A 16,379-nucleotide genomic window follows, 5' to 3' on the forward strand; every position below is an offset into this window, starting at 1 on the left:
AAGGCGGCTGCCTAACTCTGCAAAGTCGAGACCGGGGTTTGGTCTTTCATGCCCGAAGGAGCTTCAGGCGCAGCCATGAAGTTCGCATCCTCTTCTGCCGCAGCGAACTTCAACCCGGCCTGCTTTATCGCTTCGTCACCGACCTTATCCAGCTTGGTGTAACCCGGGTGGTGATGTTCCAGATACGGATCGTTGCGGGCGGCGTTGTAGCAACAGAGTAAGGTCCAGCGCCGATTGTCGGACCGGTTCTGATCGGAGCGGTGCAGTGTGTTGCAATGGAAGAAAAGGGCATCGCCCGGCTCCATCTCCACATAAACCGTTTCAAGCTGCTTCTTCGCTTCTTCAACCCGCGCCAGATCGGCGCCGACCTGCTCACCCTCCAAAAGCTTGTGATCAATCCTCCCCATGTGGTGCGACCCGCGCAAGACCTGAAGGCAGCCGTTTTCCGCGGTCGTGCGGTCCAGGGCGATCATCATCGACGCCATCAGTGGGAAGAGACAGCCGTTGTCATACCAGTAGCCGTAATCCTGATGCCATTCCCACGCGCCGCCGACGCGCGGTTCTTTTGCCGTCAGCTTCGAATGGTAGTGATAGACCTCACCGCCGATGAGCTGTTCCATGGTGTCGACGACACGCTCTGAGCGCGCCGCCAGGCCATAGACACTGTCACCGGGGTGATTCCAAAGCGCCATCTTCGTGGCGGAGCCGCTGGTATCTTGTCGATCGTAGAAGTGACCGCGGATCGCCGGATCCTCTTCCATGCTTCGGCGCAGCAGGTTGATTTCTTCGCTATCGAACAGCGACCTGACAATAACATATCCGTCATTGACATAGGAATTCACCTGGTCTGACGTAAGAACGGATGGCATTGTTGAGGCTCCAAAGCATGGTGATCGTTCGACTGAACTTCAACTCTAGTGTTTGGCCGTAACCCCGTACAGTTTTGATTGATTGAGCGCTCAAGACCATCGGCGGGTTTTCGATCAGATTGGGCGGCTCAGGGTGGTCATTTGAACCGTTGCACCCAAGCCTGAAGCGGTGCTGCGGATGTGCAATAAATGCTCAATTTGCTCAGGATCATGTCAGGTGTCCAGCGCCCCATCTTCACCCCAAATCGCACGCTACCGGGATCTGGTGCGGGTAGAATCCCCGCCTGAGCATCATAACAACGCAATTGGGCAGTTCGACAGCTACTGGCGGTCTCTGCGGGAAGACCTTGGCCGGTTCCCGTCGCGTACACACCTTGATCCCATTGCCATGGGCGCGGCGATCTTGCCTTGGCTGCTCCTTGTCGAGCTGCGCGAGGACAGCGAGGGGATGTTTCTCTTTTACCGTCTGTGCGGCACGGAGATCGCAAACCTGGTGGGGCATGATGTTACGGGCAAGACGTCGCGAGAGGTAATATGCGATTCCAATCTTAAGGTCATTGTAGAGCCTTATTATTTTACGCTTCAGGAACAGCAACCGAGTTTCTGGAAAACGTCCGTCTATCACGAAGTCTACAGTTGGCGGCCCGCCGTGCGCGGTGTATGGCCTTTGTCGGGTTGCGGCGAAAAGATCGACATGTTCGTCAATCTGACCGTACCGGTTCTGGGTTCAATGCCCAAAAATTTGTGACGCACTTGTTTTCTTCTCTTAGTTCGTTGGACAAGATTTAATCACTGCACAGATCGTGAAACGGGCCGGATTTTCTTGTGACTCTTCGTTTTTCTGGATGCGCGACAGTATCGAAAATAAACTTTAAGGCGAATTCTTAAGGACTTAATCACTACAAATTTCTTGACAACCGTGACCTGTGTGCGATCACATCAAAATCTCGTTAATGTTTGGCGTATATCATCACTTCACAACCTTCAATCGGCGTCCCTCAATTAGTATTGGAATGTTTTGACTCTTTGCGGGGCTTGTTTTTCCTGTGTCTGTCTAAGGTTGTGTCCTTTTGTCTTTTTGGAGTGTTCGTGACATGAAAATTCTTGCTGGATTTCCGGCTCGTAATGTCTTTGCCCTTGGAGTCGTCGCCGTTGCGCTGTCTGCCTGTGCGTCTGCTGATGTCTCAGCGATTAAGCGTGTGGATCAGAACACAATCAATTCTGTGAAGGTAACAGAAGTTAATGTTACCGTAGAAACTCCAAAGCCGCATCCTCAGCTCAAAGCAGCCTTGGCTGAAGAGCTGTCTAAGTCTGTTCCAGCCTGTTCGAAAGGTGAGAAGCCGTATGTTATGAACGTCGCGGTTGTCGACTTTGAAGAACAGGATGTAGCGAAGTCGATCTTCCTGGGCGATGAGATTGAGTTAAGCGGCCGGGTTGAGCTTGTTGACGTAGCGACTGGTGAGCAGATCGGTGAGTATTTTGTGGATCGGAGCTTTTTTTGGGGTGGGTTCGTTGGCGCAGCTATGATGTCTGACGCTGAACGCTCTTTGAGTGAAGGTTTCGCCGAGAGTGTTTGTGAAGAAGTCTTTGGCGTGGCACCGGAGAAAGAATCGTAACCGCTCGGAGTCATCGACTTTCTTCTAGCGCTTGATCGGTTTTGACACCTGATCGGCCTCCGGATTGAGGGTTCGTGATAGAGGGGTGGCCTTCACGTGGCTGCCCCTTTTTTTTGTCCTTTAATATCGCCCCAGTCTCTCAGTCAGCAGATCGAAAAAACCGTCTGAGTCCACGCCGTAAACCCATTCGACGTTTTTCGGGCGGTCGGTGACGTGCCAGAAATCGACGGCGGTATGGCCCATGGTCAGTTCGGAATGGATTTCGACCTGCAGGTTACAGGCCTTGGTCTTGAAGAGTTCGGGCTTGAGCAGATAGGCCGTGGTGCAGGGGTCGTGGAGCGGGGCACCGTCGGAGCCGTACTTCTGAACGTCGTGGCGGTCGAAAAACGCCAGCATGTTATGGGCCGCTTGCGCAACCGGGTTGCCAAGGTCCTGAATACGCTTCGAGCGCGCCTGGGTGGTGAGGACCTGATGGGTCACATCCAGCCCCATGACCACGATGGGGCGTCCGCACCGAAAGACAACGTCGGCGGCGTGAGGGTCGACGTAGATATTGAATTCCGCGGAGGGCGTTGTATTGCCGCCCTCACGCATGGCGCCGCCCATCAGCACGATTTCCCGGATCTTACCGGCAATTGCGGGCGCCTTGATCAACGCCGCCGCAATGTTTGTGAGGGGACCGATCGGGAGCAGGGTGATCGCGTTGTCCTCGGCGGCTGAGAGCGTTTCGACGATAAAGTCGACCGCATGACGCGATTGCAACGGGGTCGCGGGTTCGGTGATTTCGATGCCGTCAATACCGGTCTTGCCGTGGACCTCCTCCGCCGTTACCAGGGGCCGCACCAACGGACGGCTGCAGCCTGCATAAACGCCCATACCCTGCTTGCCGGCGAGATCGCACAGGATCCGGGCATTGCGGGATGTCAGGGCCAGCGGGACGTTTCCCGCGACCGTCGTAATGCCGAGGATATCGAGTTCGTCCGGCGAGGCCATGGACAGCAGGAGCATGATCGCGTCGTCCTGGCCGGGATCGCAGTCGATGATGACGGGGCGAGCGGTCACTGAAATACTCCTTACGCAGAGGGGATGGCAGGCGGATAAGGTCTATAACCCGAATCCGGTTTTGGCGGGAGGCCCTATCTCGCAAACCTGGATTGCTTTTTTATGGCTTGGATCATGTCTTCCAGGGCACTTAGGAAGGTCGATCGGTCCCGTTTCGAAAAGCCGGGGCCCGCGCCTGAAATTTCACCGGTTTCGCGCAGCTGTGCCTTTAAGTCCCGCATCGCCAGCGCCATGCCGATAGACTGTTCGGTGAAGGGCCGCCCGGTCGGGCCGAGAACACCGGCGCCATTTTTTAAACAGCGGTCGGCCAGAGGGATATCCGAAGTGATGGCGATGTCGCCTTCACCGATATGTTCGGCGATCCAGTCGTCTGCCGCATCCGGGCTTTCCGGAACCACGACGCGCTTGACCAGCGGGCTGTCTCCGACACGCAACCAGGTGTTGCCCACCATGTGAACGATCACCTGATGACGCTCGGCGACTTTCAACACTTCTTGCTTGACCGGACAGGCATCCCCATCCACGTAGATCTCCAGCACGCTCGATGATTCCGGCAGCGATCATTAAAGCTCATGAGATCAATGGCGGTACCTGAGGTGTCAAACAAGTAAATTCTGCGGAGTTGTGAGAGATCGCCAAGCTCTCAACGGCCCTTGAAGAGTGAGCCGAGGAGACCGCGAACCAGCTGCCGTCCGATGTTCGACCCGAGAGAACGCGCGATGCTTTTCATCAGCGTCTCGCCAACGGATTGGCGCGAAGAGGATCTGCGCCGCGTTTTCCTTGCAGGCGCGGGTTTCACGGTCTGCTTCTTTCGCTTCTTCGCCGCTTGCTCCGCGGCTTCCCGTTCTTCAAGTTCTCTTGCCGCCTGGTCCGCTTTTTCCGTCAGGACCTCGTAGGCGGAGCGCCTGTCAACGGACTTGTCATAACGGCCGGCCAAAGGGCTGGCCTCCATTACGGCCTTTCGTTCGGCGGCTTTGGCAGGGCCCATGCGCGACATGGGTGGGCGGATTTTGGTTCGCTGAACGACCGTTGGAACGCCCTTGCCGGAGAGCGTCGAGACCAGCGCTTCGCCGACGCCCAGTTCAGTGATGGCCTCCGCGGCACTGAAGGATTTGTTGGGGCGAAAGGTTTCGGCGGCCGCTTTGACGGCTTTCTGATCACGCGGTGTAAAGGCGCGCAGAGCATGTTGCACCCGGTTTCCTAACTGACCGAGAATTGATTCCGGTACGTCGAGTGGATTCTGGGTGACGAAGTAGATGCCGACACCTTTGGAGCGGATCAGGCGCACAACCTGTTCAACCTTCTCGACCAGGGCCTTCGGGGCGTCGTCAAACAGCAGGTGAGCTTCGTCAAAGAAAAACACGAGCTTGGGTTTTTCGGGATCGCCGATTTCCGGCAGTTCTTCAAAGAGCTCCGACAGCAACCAAAGCAGGAAGGTGGCATAGAGCCGGGGCGTCATCATCAGCTTGTCGGCGGCAAGGACGTTGATTTGGCCACTGCCGTCGTGCGCGAAAGACATGAAATCTTTCAATTCCAGTGCGGGCTCTCCGAAGAACTTCTCCGCCCCCTGTTGTTTCAGGGTGAGAAGACGCCGTTGAATGGCGCCGACAGATGCCTTCGAGACATTACCGTAGTGGCTGCTCAGTTCCTTGGCGTTTTCGCCCACGTGCGCCAGAAGGGCACGTAGGTCCTTCAGGTCCAGGATCAACATCCCCTGGTCGTCGGCCAGCTCGAAAGCAATATTGAGAATGCCTTCCTGCGTGTCGTTCAACTCAAGCAGACGGGCGAGCAGGAGAGGGCCCATTTCAGACACGGTGGTGCGGATGGGATGGCCTTTTTTGCCAAAGAGGTCCCAAAAAACTGTGGGCGCGGCGGCGTAGCCGAAATCTTCAAAGCCGATTTCCGCCGCGCGTCTTTCGAGTTTCGGATTGGCTTTTCCGATTTGCGATATACCGGAGAGATCGCCTTTTACGTCCGAGAGGAAAACCGGAACGCCGGCTTTGGAAAAACCCTCAGCCAGGATCTGTAGTGTAACGGTTTTTCCGGTGCCCGTCGCGCCGGCAATCAGTCCGTGCCGGTTGGCGAACTTGAGGGCGAGCGTTTGCGGCTTGCTGCTGCCGCCGATGAAAAGTGTGCCGTCGTTCTGCATGGATCCCCCTGGTAAAGAATTTTTGCGATTCGGACAGTTGTCGTAGTGTCCTGCACGTTTATTGAAGGCCTGTTCTGAATCAAATGTGAGGCAACTGAGCTTGGATCAAACAAGGCTGGGTTGTTTCTCAAAAATTGACGTCGATACAGGGTAGTATTCGTTCAGTTGTCATAGGTATTTCACCGAATTGTCTGTTCACACAGTTTAAACAATGCTGTGCGATCGACCAAAACAATTGGGAAAGTCTCATGATCTGTAAAATAGAAGAGATCGAGGGAATCGGCGGCGTCTACCGGGAAAAACTATCGGCAGCAGGCATAGATACGACTGACAGCTTGCTGCAGGCTTGCGGCACACCCGCGGGCCGCAAGGCCTTGGCTGAAACGTCGGAGATCAGCGAGAAGATGTTGCTGACCTGGGCCAACATGGCGGATCTGATGCGGATCAACGGTGTTGGAAAACAGTTTGCGGAGCTGCTTGAAGCGGCCGGTGTCGATACCGTGAAAGAACTCAAACATCGCAACGCGGCCAACCTCGCCGAAAAAATGACTGAGATCAACGAGCAGAAGAGTCTTACCAATGGCGCGGTTTCGGAAGGCCAGGTTTCAGGGTGGATCGAGCAGGCGAAGACTATGGACCCTGCTATTTCCTACTGACCGAATTTGGATGCTGTAGCGTCGCTCGCGGTATTTCCGGTCTGCCCGCCCAACGTTTGAAGACCGCGGGTGAGGCCGGGCGTCCGCCAGAGGTAGTGTGCGCTGACCATTGCGATTTCGTGGTCCCGCCACTATCCCATTTTGCGCGCGGGAGCGAGGGGGAGCAGCTTTAACCCTTGTTGGCAGCGCCGTAGTTGTTTCATTTAAGATGGCATCAATTCGCTCCGGGACGCGTGACGACGCAGGTGCGATAAACTGTCGCTAAGGCTTCCCGCGTAGCTCGGCGCCTCGTCTTTTGGTCTCTCCCTCTATCTCAATGTTATTATATGGTTTTTCGATCTGCTTTGGTGAACTTGACGCTGAGTCTGTGTCAAATAAGGTTAATATTGCGCCGCAATATTTTTCTTGAAAAGAACGCTCTGCCATGTATTTTAAAATGATTGTAAAACGCAAGTGCAGTGGGTTCAGGGTTTGAGTTTCGAGTGCCAAACCTCATTGCACGACATCAATGAGGGATTGAAAATATGATTGGTAAAAGGCTTCCGGCCGTCACTTTCCGCACCCGCGTTCGCGACGAATCGCTCGGCGGATCTAACCCATACCGCTGGGAAGATAAGACGACCGATGACTACTTTAAGGGCAAGCGTGTTGCCGTTTTCTCGCTGCCGGGCGCTTTCACACCAACCTGCTCAACGTTCCAGCTCCCTGATTTCGAAAAGCTGTTCGGTGAGTTTCAAAGCAAGGGTATCGACGAGATTTATTGTGTTTCGGTCAACGATGCTTTTGTCATGAACGCCTGGGGCAAGCAGCAGGGACTGACCAATGTGAAGCTGATCCCGGACGGCTCCGGTGAGTTCACCCGGAAAATGGGCATGCTGGTCTGCAAGGACAACCTCGGCTTCGGTATGCGGTCCTGGCGTTACGCGGCGATCATTGATGACGGCACGGTGGAAGCATGGTTCGAAGAGCCTGGTTTCTCCGACAACTGTGAGAGCGATCCTTACGGAGAGTCCGCGCCACAGAATCTCCTCGAGAAGATCACGGCGCGCATTGATGAGCGGGTTTCTGCCTGAAGGCTTTGAGTTGTGGCGACGTTGGTTGGCGCGTCCGATGTTTGACCTCGTAAAGGTAAAACGGGCGCGCCTCGCCTGTTCGGGGTCGGGTTAGTCCGTGATTATGAAATGATCACGATTTGAGATGGGCGGTTTGTCAAACGACAGATCGCCCTCTGTACTATAGGCCCGTGCTGATGATCCAGCTAACAGCGGGCGAGGTTAATTCTGACGCCGCTTTCCAATTTCCAATGGTAAGGCGCGCCGCTACCGTCCGATCTAGCTTTTATAGTTAGATCAGATTCACAAGTAAGATGGATCGCCTTCGGCGTTTCCATCTAAACTTGGTCTGATCCAGGGCCTGGTTTGAGCAGCGCTAGGTTTATCCCGCCGATAACGATGATGACCGCGCCAACAATGGTGCCGGTATCCGGGATCTCGCCAAAGACAAGGAAGCCGAGCAAAGCTGCAAAGACGATCCAGGTATAGCTGACCGGTCCGAGAACAGAGACGTCCGCCAGGCGAAAGCCCTTGATGACGAAATACTGTGCGGTGATGGCCAGTGGGCCAAGCAGCAAGAAGGGCAGATTGTCGTGGAGATCCGTTGAACGCCAGGTCAGGAAAGCCGGAACCGACAGGAGAAGAATCCCGAAGGCGTTGACGTAGAGCAACACCGTCATCGGTTTTTCGGAGACGGCGAGGATCTTGATCATGATCGACTCGCAGGCGATCAGGATCGCGCCCACAAGAGCGAAGGCGGCGGGCCAGAGGTAACTGGCGCTCAGGCTTTGAAAAGCTCCCTTGCTTGCCATCATGACGGCCGCGCCTGTGCAACTGATGATGATAGCGATCCAGTGCCGAGGACTGATCCGTTCACCCAGCAGAGCAACACCAAGCAAAACCGTGAAAATGGTCTCCAGGAGTCCAATCGCCGTCGCATCGACAATGGGCATGTTTGCCGCAGCATGGATTGCCGAAACACCGCCAAAAGCGCCAAATACCGCGCGATAAAAGTGCGCCGCCGGTCTTGTGCTGGAATAGTATTTTAATCCCTTTCCACTGAGCAGGGTGATCACGGATAGGGTGGCAAAACCGCTCACGTAACGCAGAAAGAGAATTTGAAGGGCCGACGCCGTATCTCCCGCCAGTTTTCCGGACGCAAAAATGATCGTAAAGAGCGCTGTGCCGGCGGTTACCCAGAGAACGCCTGCAGCGTTGGCTGAAATTCTCTGTTTTGCACGCGGCAGAACGGAAGACATTTTTTCACTTTCCAGGACTGTTTGCGCTATCCGGTCGGCGCCGGGTGTGGACGGGGTGTTAATTGCATCTTCCGTGCGTTCCTGTAGTTTGATCAAACGATCAATTTTACGTCTGCGTGAGTTTTTTTGATGCAGAAGAAGCCGCTTGTTTCGCTGAATGCGGTTCGTGTGTTCGAAGTTGCAGCCCGAAACGGCAGCCTGAAGTCGGCTGCGGAAGAGCTTTCTGTCACTCCGAGCGCGGTCAGTCATCAGATCAAGTCACTGGAAGCGGGGCTGGGCGTCGTCCTATTTGAGCGGCGTAACAACGCTGTCGTCTTGAGCGATGCCGGGCGTCAATTCCTGGATGATGTCTCGCCGCCGCTGCGCACCATCGAACGGGCGGCCGACGCACTGCTCAGATCGGCCAGTGAAGTGGTCGTGCGGCTCAGTGTGTCACTCGCCGTTCGCTGGCTCATTCCGCGCCTTGAGAGCTTCAAAAAACGCCATCCGACGATTAGCATTCGTTTGGAAACGACTCACAATGCCCAGGTTCCCCTGAGTCCGGACGTCGATCTTGCAATAACCTACAACCGGAACCCCGCCATTGATGCTGAAGAAACCCCTGCACCGCTGACAAGCCGAGGACCTTCAAAGGACGCTGTGCTTCTCATGTCCGAATCTTGCCGACCGGTTCTGTCCCCCGTTTTGCTTGCGAGGAGCGGTTATCGCCGTCTTGCCGATATCGGCTCGATTCCTGTTTTGAGCGCAACCCAGGACGACTGGGATTGGTCGCTCTGGAGCCGCAGCTTTGCGCGCGGCGTGCCGGAAGAAATTCAGGAGAGGCCTCGGTCAACTCCGAAAACCTCCGGAATTCGAGTGGTCGATCGCTTCGATACGGATGACGCCGCGATTCATGGCGCGGTCGCCGGGATGGGGATGGTTTTGATGCCGCCTGTGATGACCGAGCGTGAAGTTGAGGCCGGTTCACTCGTCGAGCTTCCGGCTGCGCCCTCAGCCGTGCTTGGCGCTTATGAACTCTTGACCACTGCACGGCCCCGGCCGGTGGTCGAAAAGTTCCACAGTTGGCTGTTGAAACAGAGACCCGCTCAGGGCGAGTGATGTTTGTGGTTGCTCCGTTAAACCGCCGGTGTCATGTGCTGCCGCTCAAGAACTGCGGTACGTCTCCGCTCCCGCCTGTGCGCCGGCGCTCGCGCCGGGGCAGCGTACCGCTAAAGAGCGCCGCATCTGCCGTGATCGCGCGGGCCAGGAAGTCGTAAGCCCTGCGCACCGAACCGGTCTCCTTCAGATCACGGTTGACCAGCAGCCAGAGGTCGACCGGAATGTCGAAGACGTCCGGCAGAATACGCAGGAAGTTCGGCGCCGGGTCGGCCATGAAGCAGGGAAGGGCCGCAATGCCCAGTCCGCAGCGGACGGCGGCCATCTGTACCGTTGTGTTGTCGGCGCCGAAATGCACATCACCCTCCGGCAACAGGTCGCGCAATACCGCGACCTGGGGCAGATTTTCGATTTCGCCCTCTGAATCGATAACCGAGTGTTCCGACAACTCTGCCAAGGAGCCGGGCATACCCCGGTCCTCGATATAGTCTTGAGAGGCATAGAGGCCGCAGTGGACCTGGCCTATCCTGCGGCCGAAGAGCTGGTCGTCGCCGGGCTCACCCATGCGCAGCGCGATGTCCGCCTTATAGCGGCTGACGTCTGCGCGCTGAATCCCAACCCGTATGGCGAGGCGGATATTCGGGTTGGTGGTTTTGAAGGCCGCGAGTTTTTCCGTCAGCCAGCAGGTCGCGATGTTGAGGGTTGTGGCAATGCGGACGATTTCTTTCGGTTGGCTGAGATAGCGCGCCAGACAGTTTCCCGCACCCTCCGCTTCACGGTCCATGGCTTCAGCGAAGTGCAGTGTCGCTTTCCCGGCGTCGGTGAGGCAGAATCCGCTGTCGGTACGCTCGAAGAGTTTTATTTTTAGTTCCGCTTCCATCTGATCGATGCGCCGCCCGACCGTTGGCTGCGTGACCGACAGTGCCCTGGCGGCTGCCGACAGGCTCCCGCAACGGGCAACCGCGAGAAAGAAACGATAGTCGTCCCAGCTCAACACTTTAAACCCCTGTCCTGTCGATCTGTGGTCCGTGACCTGGAGGCACGACAGACCGCGCTTTGATTTTCAGTTCCGATCTTCTGCGGGCCCGGTCTTCTGCCGGTTGGTCTCAATGAGGCCGGTAGACCTTTGTTGGCAGCCACGTCCGGCTCGATGTGCGTTATTTTGCAGTCATGCAGGCCTTGCGCAACTCCACACAAATTTGCAAAGGGGTATACAAAATTGTACCAGCACCTGCGTCCAGCCAACCTGTGGTTTCGTCATGATTGAAAAAACTGTGGACGTCCCGTCGGTATGCCGCATGTTGTTGTACCCGGACAAAAGCGCGATTGCCGTCACCGCTTCTTACGCGCTATTCAAACGCGACGGGTTCCGAAGATCTTTCGGGTGCATCGGTGGGACGCTGTGGGCAGGATGCGAGAAGTTTGAAGCTATGATTCCGATTATCGAGAGTGAACGCCTTACGTTGCGTCCCTACAAGGACAGCGATTTTGAAGCCTTTGCCGATTTTTTCGGCAGCGACCGTGCGACATACTATGGCGGCTCCTGCGACCGCAATGATGCCTGGCGCAGAATGGCGATGTTCGCCGGGCACTGGTTGCTGCGTGGCTACGGGGTCTGGGCGTTGGAGGAAAAAGCGACGGGCGCGTTCGTCGGACAGGCGGGACTCTGGTTCCCGGAAGGCTGGCCCGAACGCGAGATTACCTGGATGGTGCTGGCGGGCTATGAGGGTAAGGGCTTTGCTAGCGAAGCCGCTATACGGGTGCGGGCCCATGCCTTCGAGACGCTTGGTTGGACGCGTTTGGTCAGCTGCATTCAGCCCGAGAACAAACCCTCGATCAGGTTGGCTGAGCGGGTCGGGGCTGTTTACGAGCGCTCGCAATCCATTCCGGGACGCGATTTCCTGGTCTACCGGCATGCCGGTTCGGCGTTGCGCGATTGAGCGATCAGACCATGACCTCCTATGATGTGATTATCCTCGGCGCCGGTGCCGCCGGGCTGATGGCGGCGATCGAGGCTGGCAAGCGTGGCCGCTCGGTCTTGTTACTGGACCATGCAAAGGCCGCGGGTGAAAAGATCCGGATCTCCGGCGGTGGGCGCTGTAACTTCACCAACCTCCATACCGCGCCGGCCAATTTTCTCTCGCAAAATCCCCGCTTTTGCGTCTCGGCCCTGAAGCGTTATACCCAGCGGGATTTTATCGGCCTGGTAGAGAGTCACGGCATTGCGTATCACGAAAAGACCCTCGGACAACTCTTCTGTGACGGATCCTCCAAGCAGATCGTGGGTTTGCTGTTGGAAGAATGCAGCCGCGCCGGCGTGGAGCTGCGCGTGCGCACCCGCGTGGGGCGGGTCGAACGACTGGATGATGGCTTCTCAGTGGCGGTGGAGCGGGATGAGGCGCGGGATAAGTTTATTTGTCATTCCCTGGTCATCGCGACCGGCGGCCCCTCGATCCCCAAGATGGGCGCCACCGGATTTGGCTATGACCTAGCGCGCAAATTCGGGATGAAAGTGGTCGAGCCTTCGGCGGCTCTGGTTCCTCTGACCTTCGATGAAACCACTCTGAGGAAGCTCAAGCACCTTGCGGGTGTGTCGCTCGATGCCGTGGTGAGTTGCGGCAAAACCAGCTTTGCCGAGGCTCTGCTCTTTACGCACAGGGGCTTGAGTGGTCCGGCCATTCTCCAGATTTCCTCCTATTGGCACCCGGGCCGGGAGATCTCCGTTGATCTCCTCCCTCAACGCGACGCCTTTGCCATCCTGAAGCAGGCCCGAAGCGAGAGACCCAAACAGGAACTGAAATCGATTCTCTCCGAGCTTCTGCCGCGCCGTCTGGCGTTGCATATCGTCGAGAGCCTAGAGGAAGAGGAAACCCCGGGTGCGTTTGGGCGGATGGCCGATCTTTCCGACAAAAAACTTCGCCGGGTTGCCGTGGCCGTGAAGGACTGGCGGATCATGCCGCAAGGCACGGAGGGGTTCCGTACTGCCGAGGTGACCCTGGGTGGCGTCGATACGAACGAACTTTCCTCGAAAACCTTCGAGGCCAAAAAAGTGCCCGGCCTCTACTTTATCGGCGAAGTCATCGATGTAACCGGACACCTTGGCGGCTTCAATTTTCAATGGGCCTGGGCTTCGGGCTTTGCCGCGGGCCAGTACGTCTAAATCCGGATCAGCCTATCACTCCTCAAAAATTTCAGGCTCGATGGTGATGGGAAAGTTCACCGAGCGGGCGATGAAGCAGTATTTGTGAACTTCGCCGTGCAGTCTGCGCGCCTTTTCCAAATCGGATCCGGCACGCACCGTGACCTTCGGATGCAAGGTGGCGGACGTGAAATTGCCTGAGGCATCAGGGTTCATAACGCCTTCACCAACCGCGGTATCCTCGTAAGCAACGACCGTCACGCCGGCGCTGGAGGCGAGGTGGAGATACCACAGCATGTGGCAGGCGGCGACAGCGGCAACCAGCATGTCTTCCGGATTGTACTTTGCCGGATCTCCGCCGAGGACCGGATCATTGGAACAGGACACCACTGCTTTACCCTCGAGCGCCAGGTCCCAGCTGCGGTCATAGCCTTTGTAGCTTTGAGTCCCTTCGCCGCGGTTGCCGGTCCAGATGACCCGGGCCGGATAGGCGTGCTGTTTTGCCATTCTCCACTCCATTTCAGGCTGAGACTACGCAAGCTATCACGGTGTATTGTGGATCGGTATTGTCGTTTTTGCAGTGCAGCCCTTTGACAGCGGGCATGTTATAGTCCTGGAAAAAGGAGGCTCCGGGATGCGATTTTTTGCACTGCTGTTCGTGGCCATGCTTATGCCTGTTTCAGGGCAGGCGGAAGAGCTGGATCTCGAGCTGGTGTTGCTGGCCGATGCAACCGGCTCTATCGACGATGCCGAAATCCGTTTCCAGCGCCAGGGCTATGCCGCGGCTTTGACCCACCCCCAGGTGCTTGAGGCGATTACCGGCAGTCTGACCGGGCGGATCGCCTTGACCTACGTCGAATGGGGCGACGAGTTTTCTCAAGACGTAGTGGTGCCCTGGACCGTCATCGATGGCGCCGAAAGCGCCGGTCATTTTGCGAAGGCACTTCTGGCTGCCCCCCGCAAAGCCTACGGCTACAACGCGATCGGCAGCGCGCTCTCGAAGGCCCAGGCGCTCATTGAGGAAAACGACATCACCGGTCTGCGACGGGTGATCGACTTTTCCGCAGACAGTGCCAACAACTGGAACGGTCTACCGATTGAAACGGCCCGCGCGGCCGCCCTCGACGCCCGCATAACGATCAACGGTCTTGCAATTTTGTGCCGGGAGCAGGAATGCAGTGGCCGGCCGAATGCCTACGACCTTGAGGCGGCGTTCGCTGAGCGGATTGTTGGCGGGCCCGGCAGCTTTGTGATCACGGTCGATGGCCGGGACAGTTTCGCGGAAGCCGTGCGAAAAAAGCTGATCCTGGAGATCGCCTGGCCTCCTGCCCATCCGGGCGAACCGGGCGAGAAGACACCGGAGCAGTCTGCGCAGATTCGGGCTAAGTAACGCGCGCTCGCTTGAGAAGTTTCATTAGTATACAATTATTTTGACTGCCCGGGGTGAAGGCTTTGATCGTTTGTCCAAAGTCGATCGCCCATATATCTTGCCGGTCCGGCCGCCATGGGGGCGGGCAGCAAAAGAAAGAAGTTACGTGAAAGCGGCTAACTCTACTCTCTCCAGCTATGGGACCACGGTGTTTGAGGTGATGTCACGGCTTGCCATCGAACATGGCGCCATCAACCTCGGGCAAGGCTTTCCGGATACGGACGGACCGTTAGAGGTGCGTCAGAAAGCAGCCGATGCCTTGCTTGATGCCCCGAACCAGTACCCTCCCATGATGGGCCTGCCTGAACTGAGACAAGCTGTTGCCGCGCACAACAAACGCTTCTACGACCTGGACGTGGATTGGCAGAGCGAAGTCATGGTCACATCCGGTGCCACCGAGGCGCTGGCCGATTGTCTCTTCGCCCTGATCGAGCCCGGGGATGAGGTGGTTTTGATCGAACCGCTCTACGACTGCTACCTGCCCATCGTTCGCCGCGCGGGAGGCGTTCCCAAACTGGTACGTGTGGAGCCACCCGACTGGACGCTTCCGAGATCGGCTCTGGAGGAGGCTTTCACCGAGCGCACCAAGCTCATTCTGCTCAACAACCCGATGAATCCGGCGGCGAAGGTGTTCGACCGCGAAGAGCTCGCCTTTATCGCTGACCTGGTGATCCGGCACGATGCCTACGCGGTTTGTGACGAGGTTTATGAGCACATCCTGTTCGACGGGCGTCAGCACATTCCCCTAATGACCTTGCCAGGTATGCGCGAGCGCTGCCTGCGGATCGGCTCTGCAGGAAAGACCTTCTCGCTTACCGGCTGGAAGGTCGGTTACATCACCGCACCGCAGGACCTCCTGGCACCGGTGGCAAAGTCTCACCAGTTCGTCACCTTTACTACGCCGCCGAACTTGCAGCGGGCCGTGGCCTATGGTCTGGAGATGGAGCAGAGCTACTTTGACGGTCTGGCCGCCGAGATGCAGGCCAAGCGCGACCGGATCGCCTCGGGACTGGCAGATATCGGTTTTGGCATCATCGACTGCGAAGGAACCTATTTCATCACGGCCGATATCCGGCCCTTGGGTTTCTGCGGTGACGATGTCGACTTCTGCCGCCACATCACCCTGGAAGCCGGCGTCACAACCGTTCCCGTCAGCGCCTTTTATCAGAACGAAGCCATCGACCATTATGTCAGGTTCTGCTTTTGCAAACGCGACGAAGTGCTGGATGAGGCGGTGGCGAGGCTGAAAAAAGCTTTCTAGCGCGCGGTGTCAATGCCTGAGCATCGCTTCGATGCTTGCAGGCGGACCTTTACCGCCCCATGGCCTGTCATCGATAATCTCGATCTCAATTTCTTCGCGCTTCAGGTTCGGATAACGCTCCAGCAGTAGCGGGAGATCCCGCTCTGAGCGATCACTGATTGCGGGCCGTCCATCGTTAATGGACGTGAGTCCGATAATATTGCGGGCGGTCCGGAAAAACATGTGGAGGTTGCCCACGTAAGTGGCTTTCCCTTTTTCAACAGTGAAGGGAAGGGGGGCCGGGTCGACCGGGTAGATGATCGCGTAGGCGCCGACCTCAATTTCCCAGCGACTAAGAATGTAGTCGCCGGGTTCCAAGGCTATGGCAAAGACCGAGCCATCTGAGTCGCTGAACTCCGAATCGCCGGGTGCCCCAAGCGGCAGTGTCGGCGGAAGTGCATAGATGAAACCCGCATTTTTGGTGCCGAGTTTCCCAATCTCATCGGTTTTTATGTAATAGAATTTTACCAGCCCATCATACCAACTCTCGTCCTTTACATCTGACGATGCCGAGCCCACGACCAGACCGGTTTCGGTCTCCGGTGTGAATGCGAAACTGGTGTCGACTGACTTGGTCGCGCAGCCTGAAAGTACGAACCCGATCAGGAGAAGAGCAAACAGGGCCGGGTTGCTGGTGAGGCGGTGTACAGAGCTGGAACTTGGGGTCTTCATGGGGCCTCTCTGCGCTTTTTGGGTCTTCATATGCAGGCTGCAGCCAAAAACCTTCCCAAAGGGTTACGGTTTCTGCTTAAC

17 protein-coding genes are annotated in these 16,379 nt (G+C 56.8%); 9 read left to right on the forward strand and 8 right to left on the reverse strand.

The features are described from left to right. Positions 1-11: 11 nt before the first annotated feature. A complete protein-coding gene (locus tag FKG95_RS07805) occupies positions 12-869 on the reverse strand; it encodes a phytanoyl-CoA dioxygenase family protein (RefSeq protein ID WP_142895750.1) in 858 nt (285 codons plus the stop codon). 217 nt (positions 870-1,086) lie between these two features. On the opposite strand from FKG95_RS07805, the gene FKG95_RS07810 reads away from it, so the two are divergent. Further along, positions 1,087-1,617, forward strand: a complete 531-nt coding sequence (locus tag FKG95_RS07810) for a PAS domain-containing protein (protein WP_179953972.1) — start codon at positions 1,087-1,089, stop codon at positions 1,615-1,617. A gap of 346 nt (positions 1,618-1,963) precedes the next feature. Further along, on the forward strand, positions 1,964-2,485 hold the full coding sequence (locus FKG95_RS07815) for a hypothetical protein (protein WP_142895752.1): 522 nt from the start codon (positions 1,964-1,966) through the stop codon (positions 2,483-2,485). 120 nt (positions 2,486-2,605) lie between these two features. Here FKG95_RS07815 and FKG95_RS07820 read toward each other — a convergent pair whose 3' ends face one another. The 3 genes from FKG95_RS07820 to FKG95_RS07830 form a co-directional block, all read right to left on the reverse strand. Then, positions 2,606-3,547 carry a nucleoside hydrolase gene (locus FKG95_RS07820; RefSeq protein ID WP_142895753.1) on the reverse strand — a complete coding sequence of 314 codons (942 nt, stop codon included), beginning with the start codon at positions 3,545-3,547 and terminating at the stop codon, positions 2,606-2,608. A 74-nt stretch (positions 3,548-3,621) separates the two neighbouring features. After that, positions 3,622-4,083, reverse strand: coding sequence for a YaiI/YqxD family protein (locus FKG95_RS07825; protein WP_142896008.1), 462 nt, complete (start codon positions 4,081-4,083; stop codon positions 3,622-3,624). Between the two features lie 107 nt (positions 4,084-4,190). After that, positions 4,191-5,696, reverse strand: coding sequence for a helicase HerA-like domain-containing protein (locus FKG95_RS07830; RefSeq protein WP_142895754.1), 1,506 nt, complete (start codon positions 5,694-5,696; stop codon positions 4,191-4,193). Positions 5,697-5,944: 248 nt separating this feature from the next. On the opposite strand from FKG95_RS07830, the gene FKG95_RS07835 reads away from it, so the two are divergent. Further along, on the forward strand, positions 5,945-6,352 hold the full coding sequence (locus FKG95_RS07835; protein WP_142895755.1) for a DUF4332 domain-containing protein: 408 nt from the start codon (positions 5,945-5,947) through the stop codon (positions 6,350-6,352). A gap of 524 nt (positions 6,353-6,876) precedes the next feature. Continuing rightward, complete coding sequence (locus tag FKG95_RS07840) at positions 6,877-7,425, forward strand: peroxiredoxin (protein ID WP_142895756.1); 549 nt, start codon at positions 6,877-6,879, stop codon at positions 7,423-7,425. Positions 7,426-7,742: 317 nt separating this feature from the next. On the opposite strand, the gene FKG95_RS07845 is transcribed toward FKG95_RS07840, so the two are convergent. Next, on the reverse strand, positions 7,743-8,663 hold the full coding sequence (locus FKG95_RS07845) for a DMT family transporter (RefSeq protein WP_179953973.1): 921 nt from the start codon (positions 8,661-8,663) through the stop codon (positions 7,743-7,745). 129 nt (positions 8,664-8,792) lie between these two features. Between FKG95_RS07845 and FKG95_RS07850 the strand changes: the two genes are divergently transcribed. Next, positions 8,793-9,761, forward strand: coding sequence for a LysR family transcriptional regulator (locus FKG95_RS07850; protein WP_142895758.1), 969 nt, complete (start codon positions 8,793-8,795; stop codon positions 9,759-9,761). Positions 9,762-9,792: 31 nt separating this feature from the next. Here the strand turns inward: FKG95_RS07850 and FKG95_RS07855 are convergent, their stop codons facing one another. Next, positions 9,793-10,755: a LysR family transcriptional regulator gene (locus FKG95_RS07855; protein ID WP_142895759.1), complete on the reverse strand. Its 963-nt coding sequence runs from the start codon at positions 10,753-10,755 to the stop codon at positions 9,793-9,795. A 433-nt stretch (positions 10,756-11,188) separates the two neighbouring features. Between FKG95_RS07855 and FKG95_RS07860 the strand changes: the two genes are divergently transcribed. Together FKG95_RS07860 and FKG95_RS07865 are read left to right on the forward strand one after the other, a co-directional pair. Beyond that, positions 11,189-11,698 (forward strand): GNAT family N-acetyltransferase, encoded by a 510-nt coding sequence (locus tag FKG95_RS07860; RefSeq protein ID WP_142895760.1) that lies wholly within the window; start codon positions 11,189-11,191, stop codon positions 11,696-11,698. Positions 11,699-11,709: 11 nt separating this feature from the next. Then, positions 11,710-12,918, forward strand: a complete 1,209-nt coding sequence (locus FKG95_RS07865) for a BaiN/RdsA family NAD(P)/FAD-dependent oxidoreductase (RefSeq protein ID WP_142895761.1) — start codon at positions 11,710-11,712, stop codon at positions 12,916-12,918. Between the two features lie 15 nt (positions 12,919-12,933). On the opposite strand, the gene FKG95_RS07870 is transcribed toward FKG95_RS07865, so the two are convergent. Continuing rightward, positions 12,934-13,404: an OsmC family protein gene (locus FKG95_RS07870; protein ID WP_142895762.1), complete on the reverse strand. Its 471-nt coding sequence runs from the start codon at positions 13,402-13,404 to the stop codon at positions 12,934-12,936. A gap of 127 nt (positions 13,405-13,531) precedes the next feature. On the opposite strand from FKG95_RS07870, the gene FKG95_RS07875 reads away from it, so the two are divergent. Together FKG95_RS07875 and FKG95_RS07880 are read left to right on the forward strand one after the other, a co-directional pair. Then, entirely contained in the window at positions 13,532-14,287 is a 756-nt protein-coding gene (locus FKG95_RS07875; RefSeq protein WP_142895763.1) for a DUF1194 domain-containing protein, read from the forward strand. 145 nt (positions 14,288-14,432) lie between these two features. After that, positions 14,433-15,587, forward strand: coding sequence for an aminotransferase (locus FKG95_RS07880; protein WP_142895764.1), 1,155 nt, complete (start codon positions 14,433-14,435; stop codon positions 15,585-15,587). A gap of 9 nt (positions 15,588-15,596) precedes the next feature. Here FKG95_RS07880 and FKG95_RS07885 read toward each other — a convergent pair whose 3' ends face one another. After that, complete coding sequence (locus tag FKG95_RS07885; RefSeq protein WP_142895765.1) at positions 15,597-16,298, reverse strand: hypothetical protein; 702 nt, start codon at positions 16,296-16,298, stop codon at positions 15,597-15,599. Positions 16,299-16,379: the final 81 nt, after the last annotated feature.

This window comes from Denitrobaculum tricleocarpae, assembly GCF_007004665.1.
In the GTDB taxonomy this organism is placed as follows: Bacteria; Pseudomonadota; Alphaproteobacteria; order Kiloniellales; family Kiloniellaceae; genus Denitrobaculum; species Denitrobaculum tricleocarpae.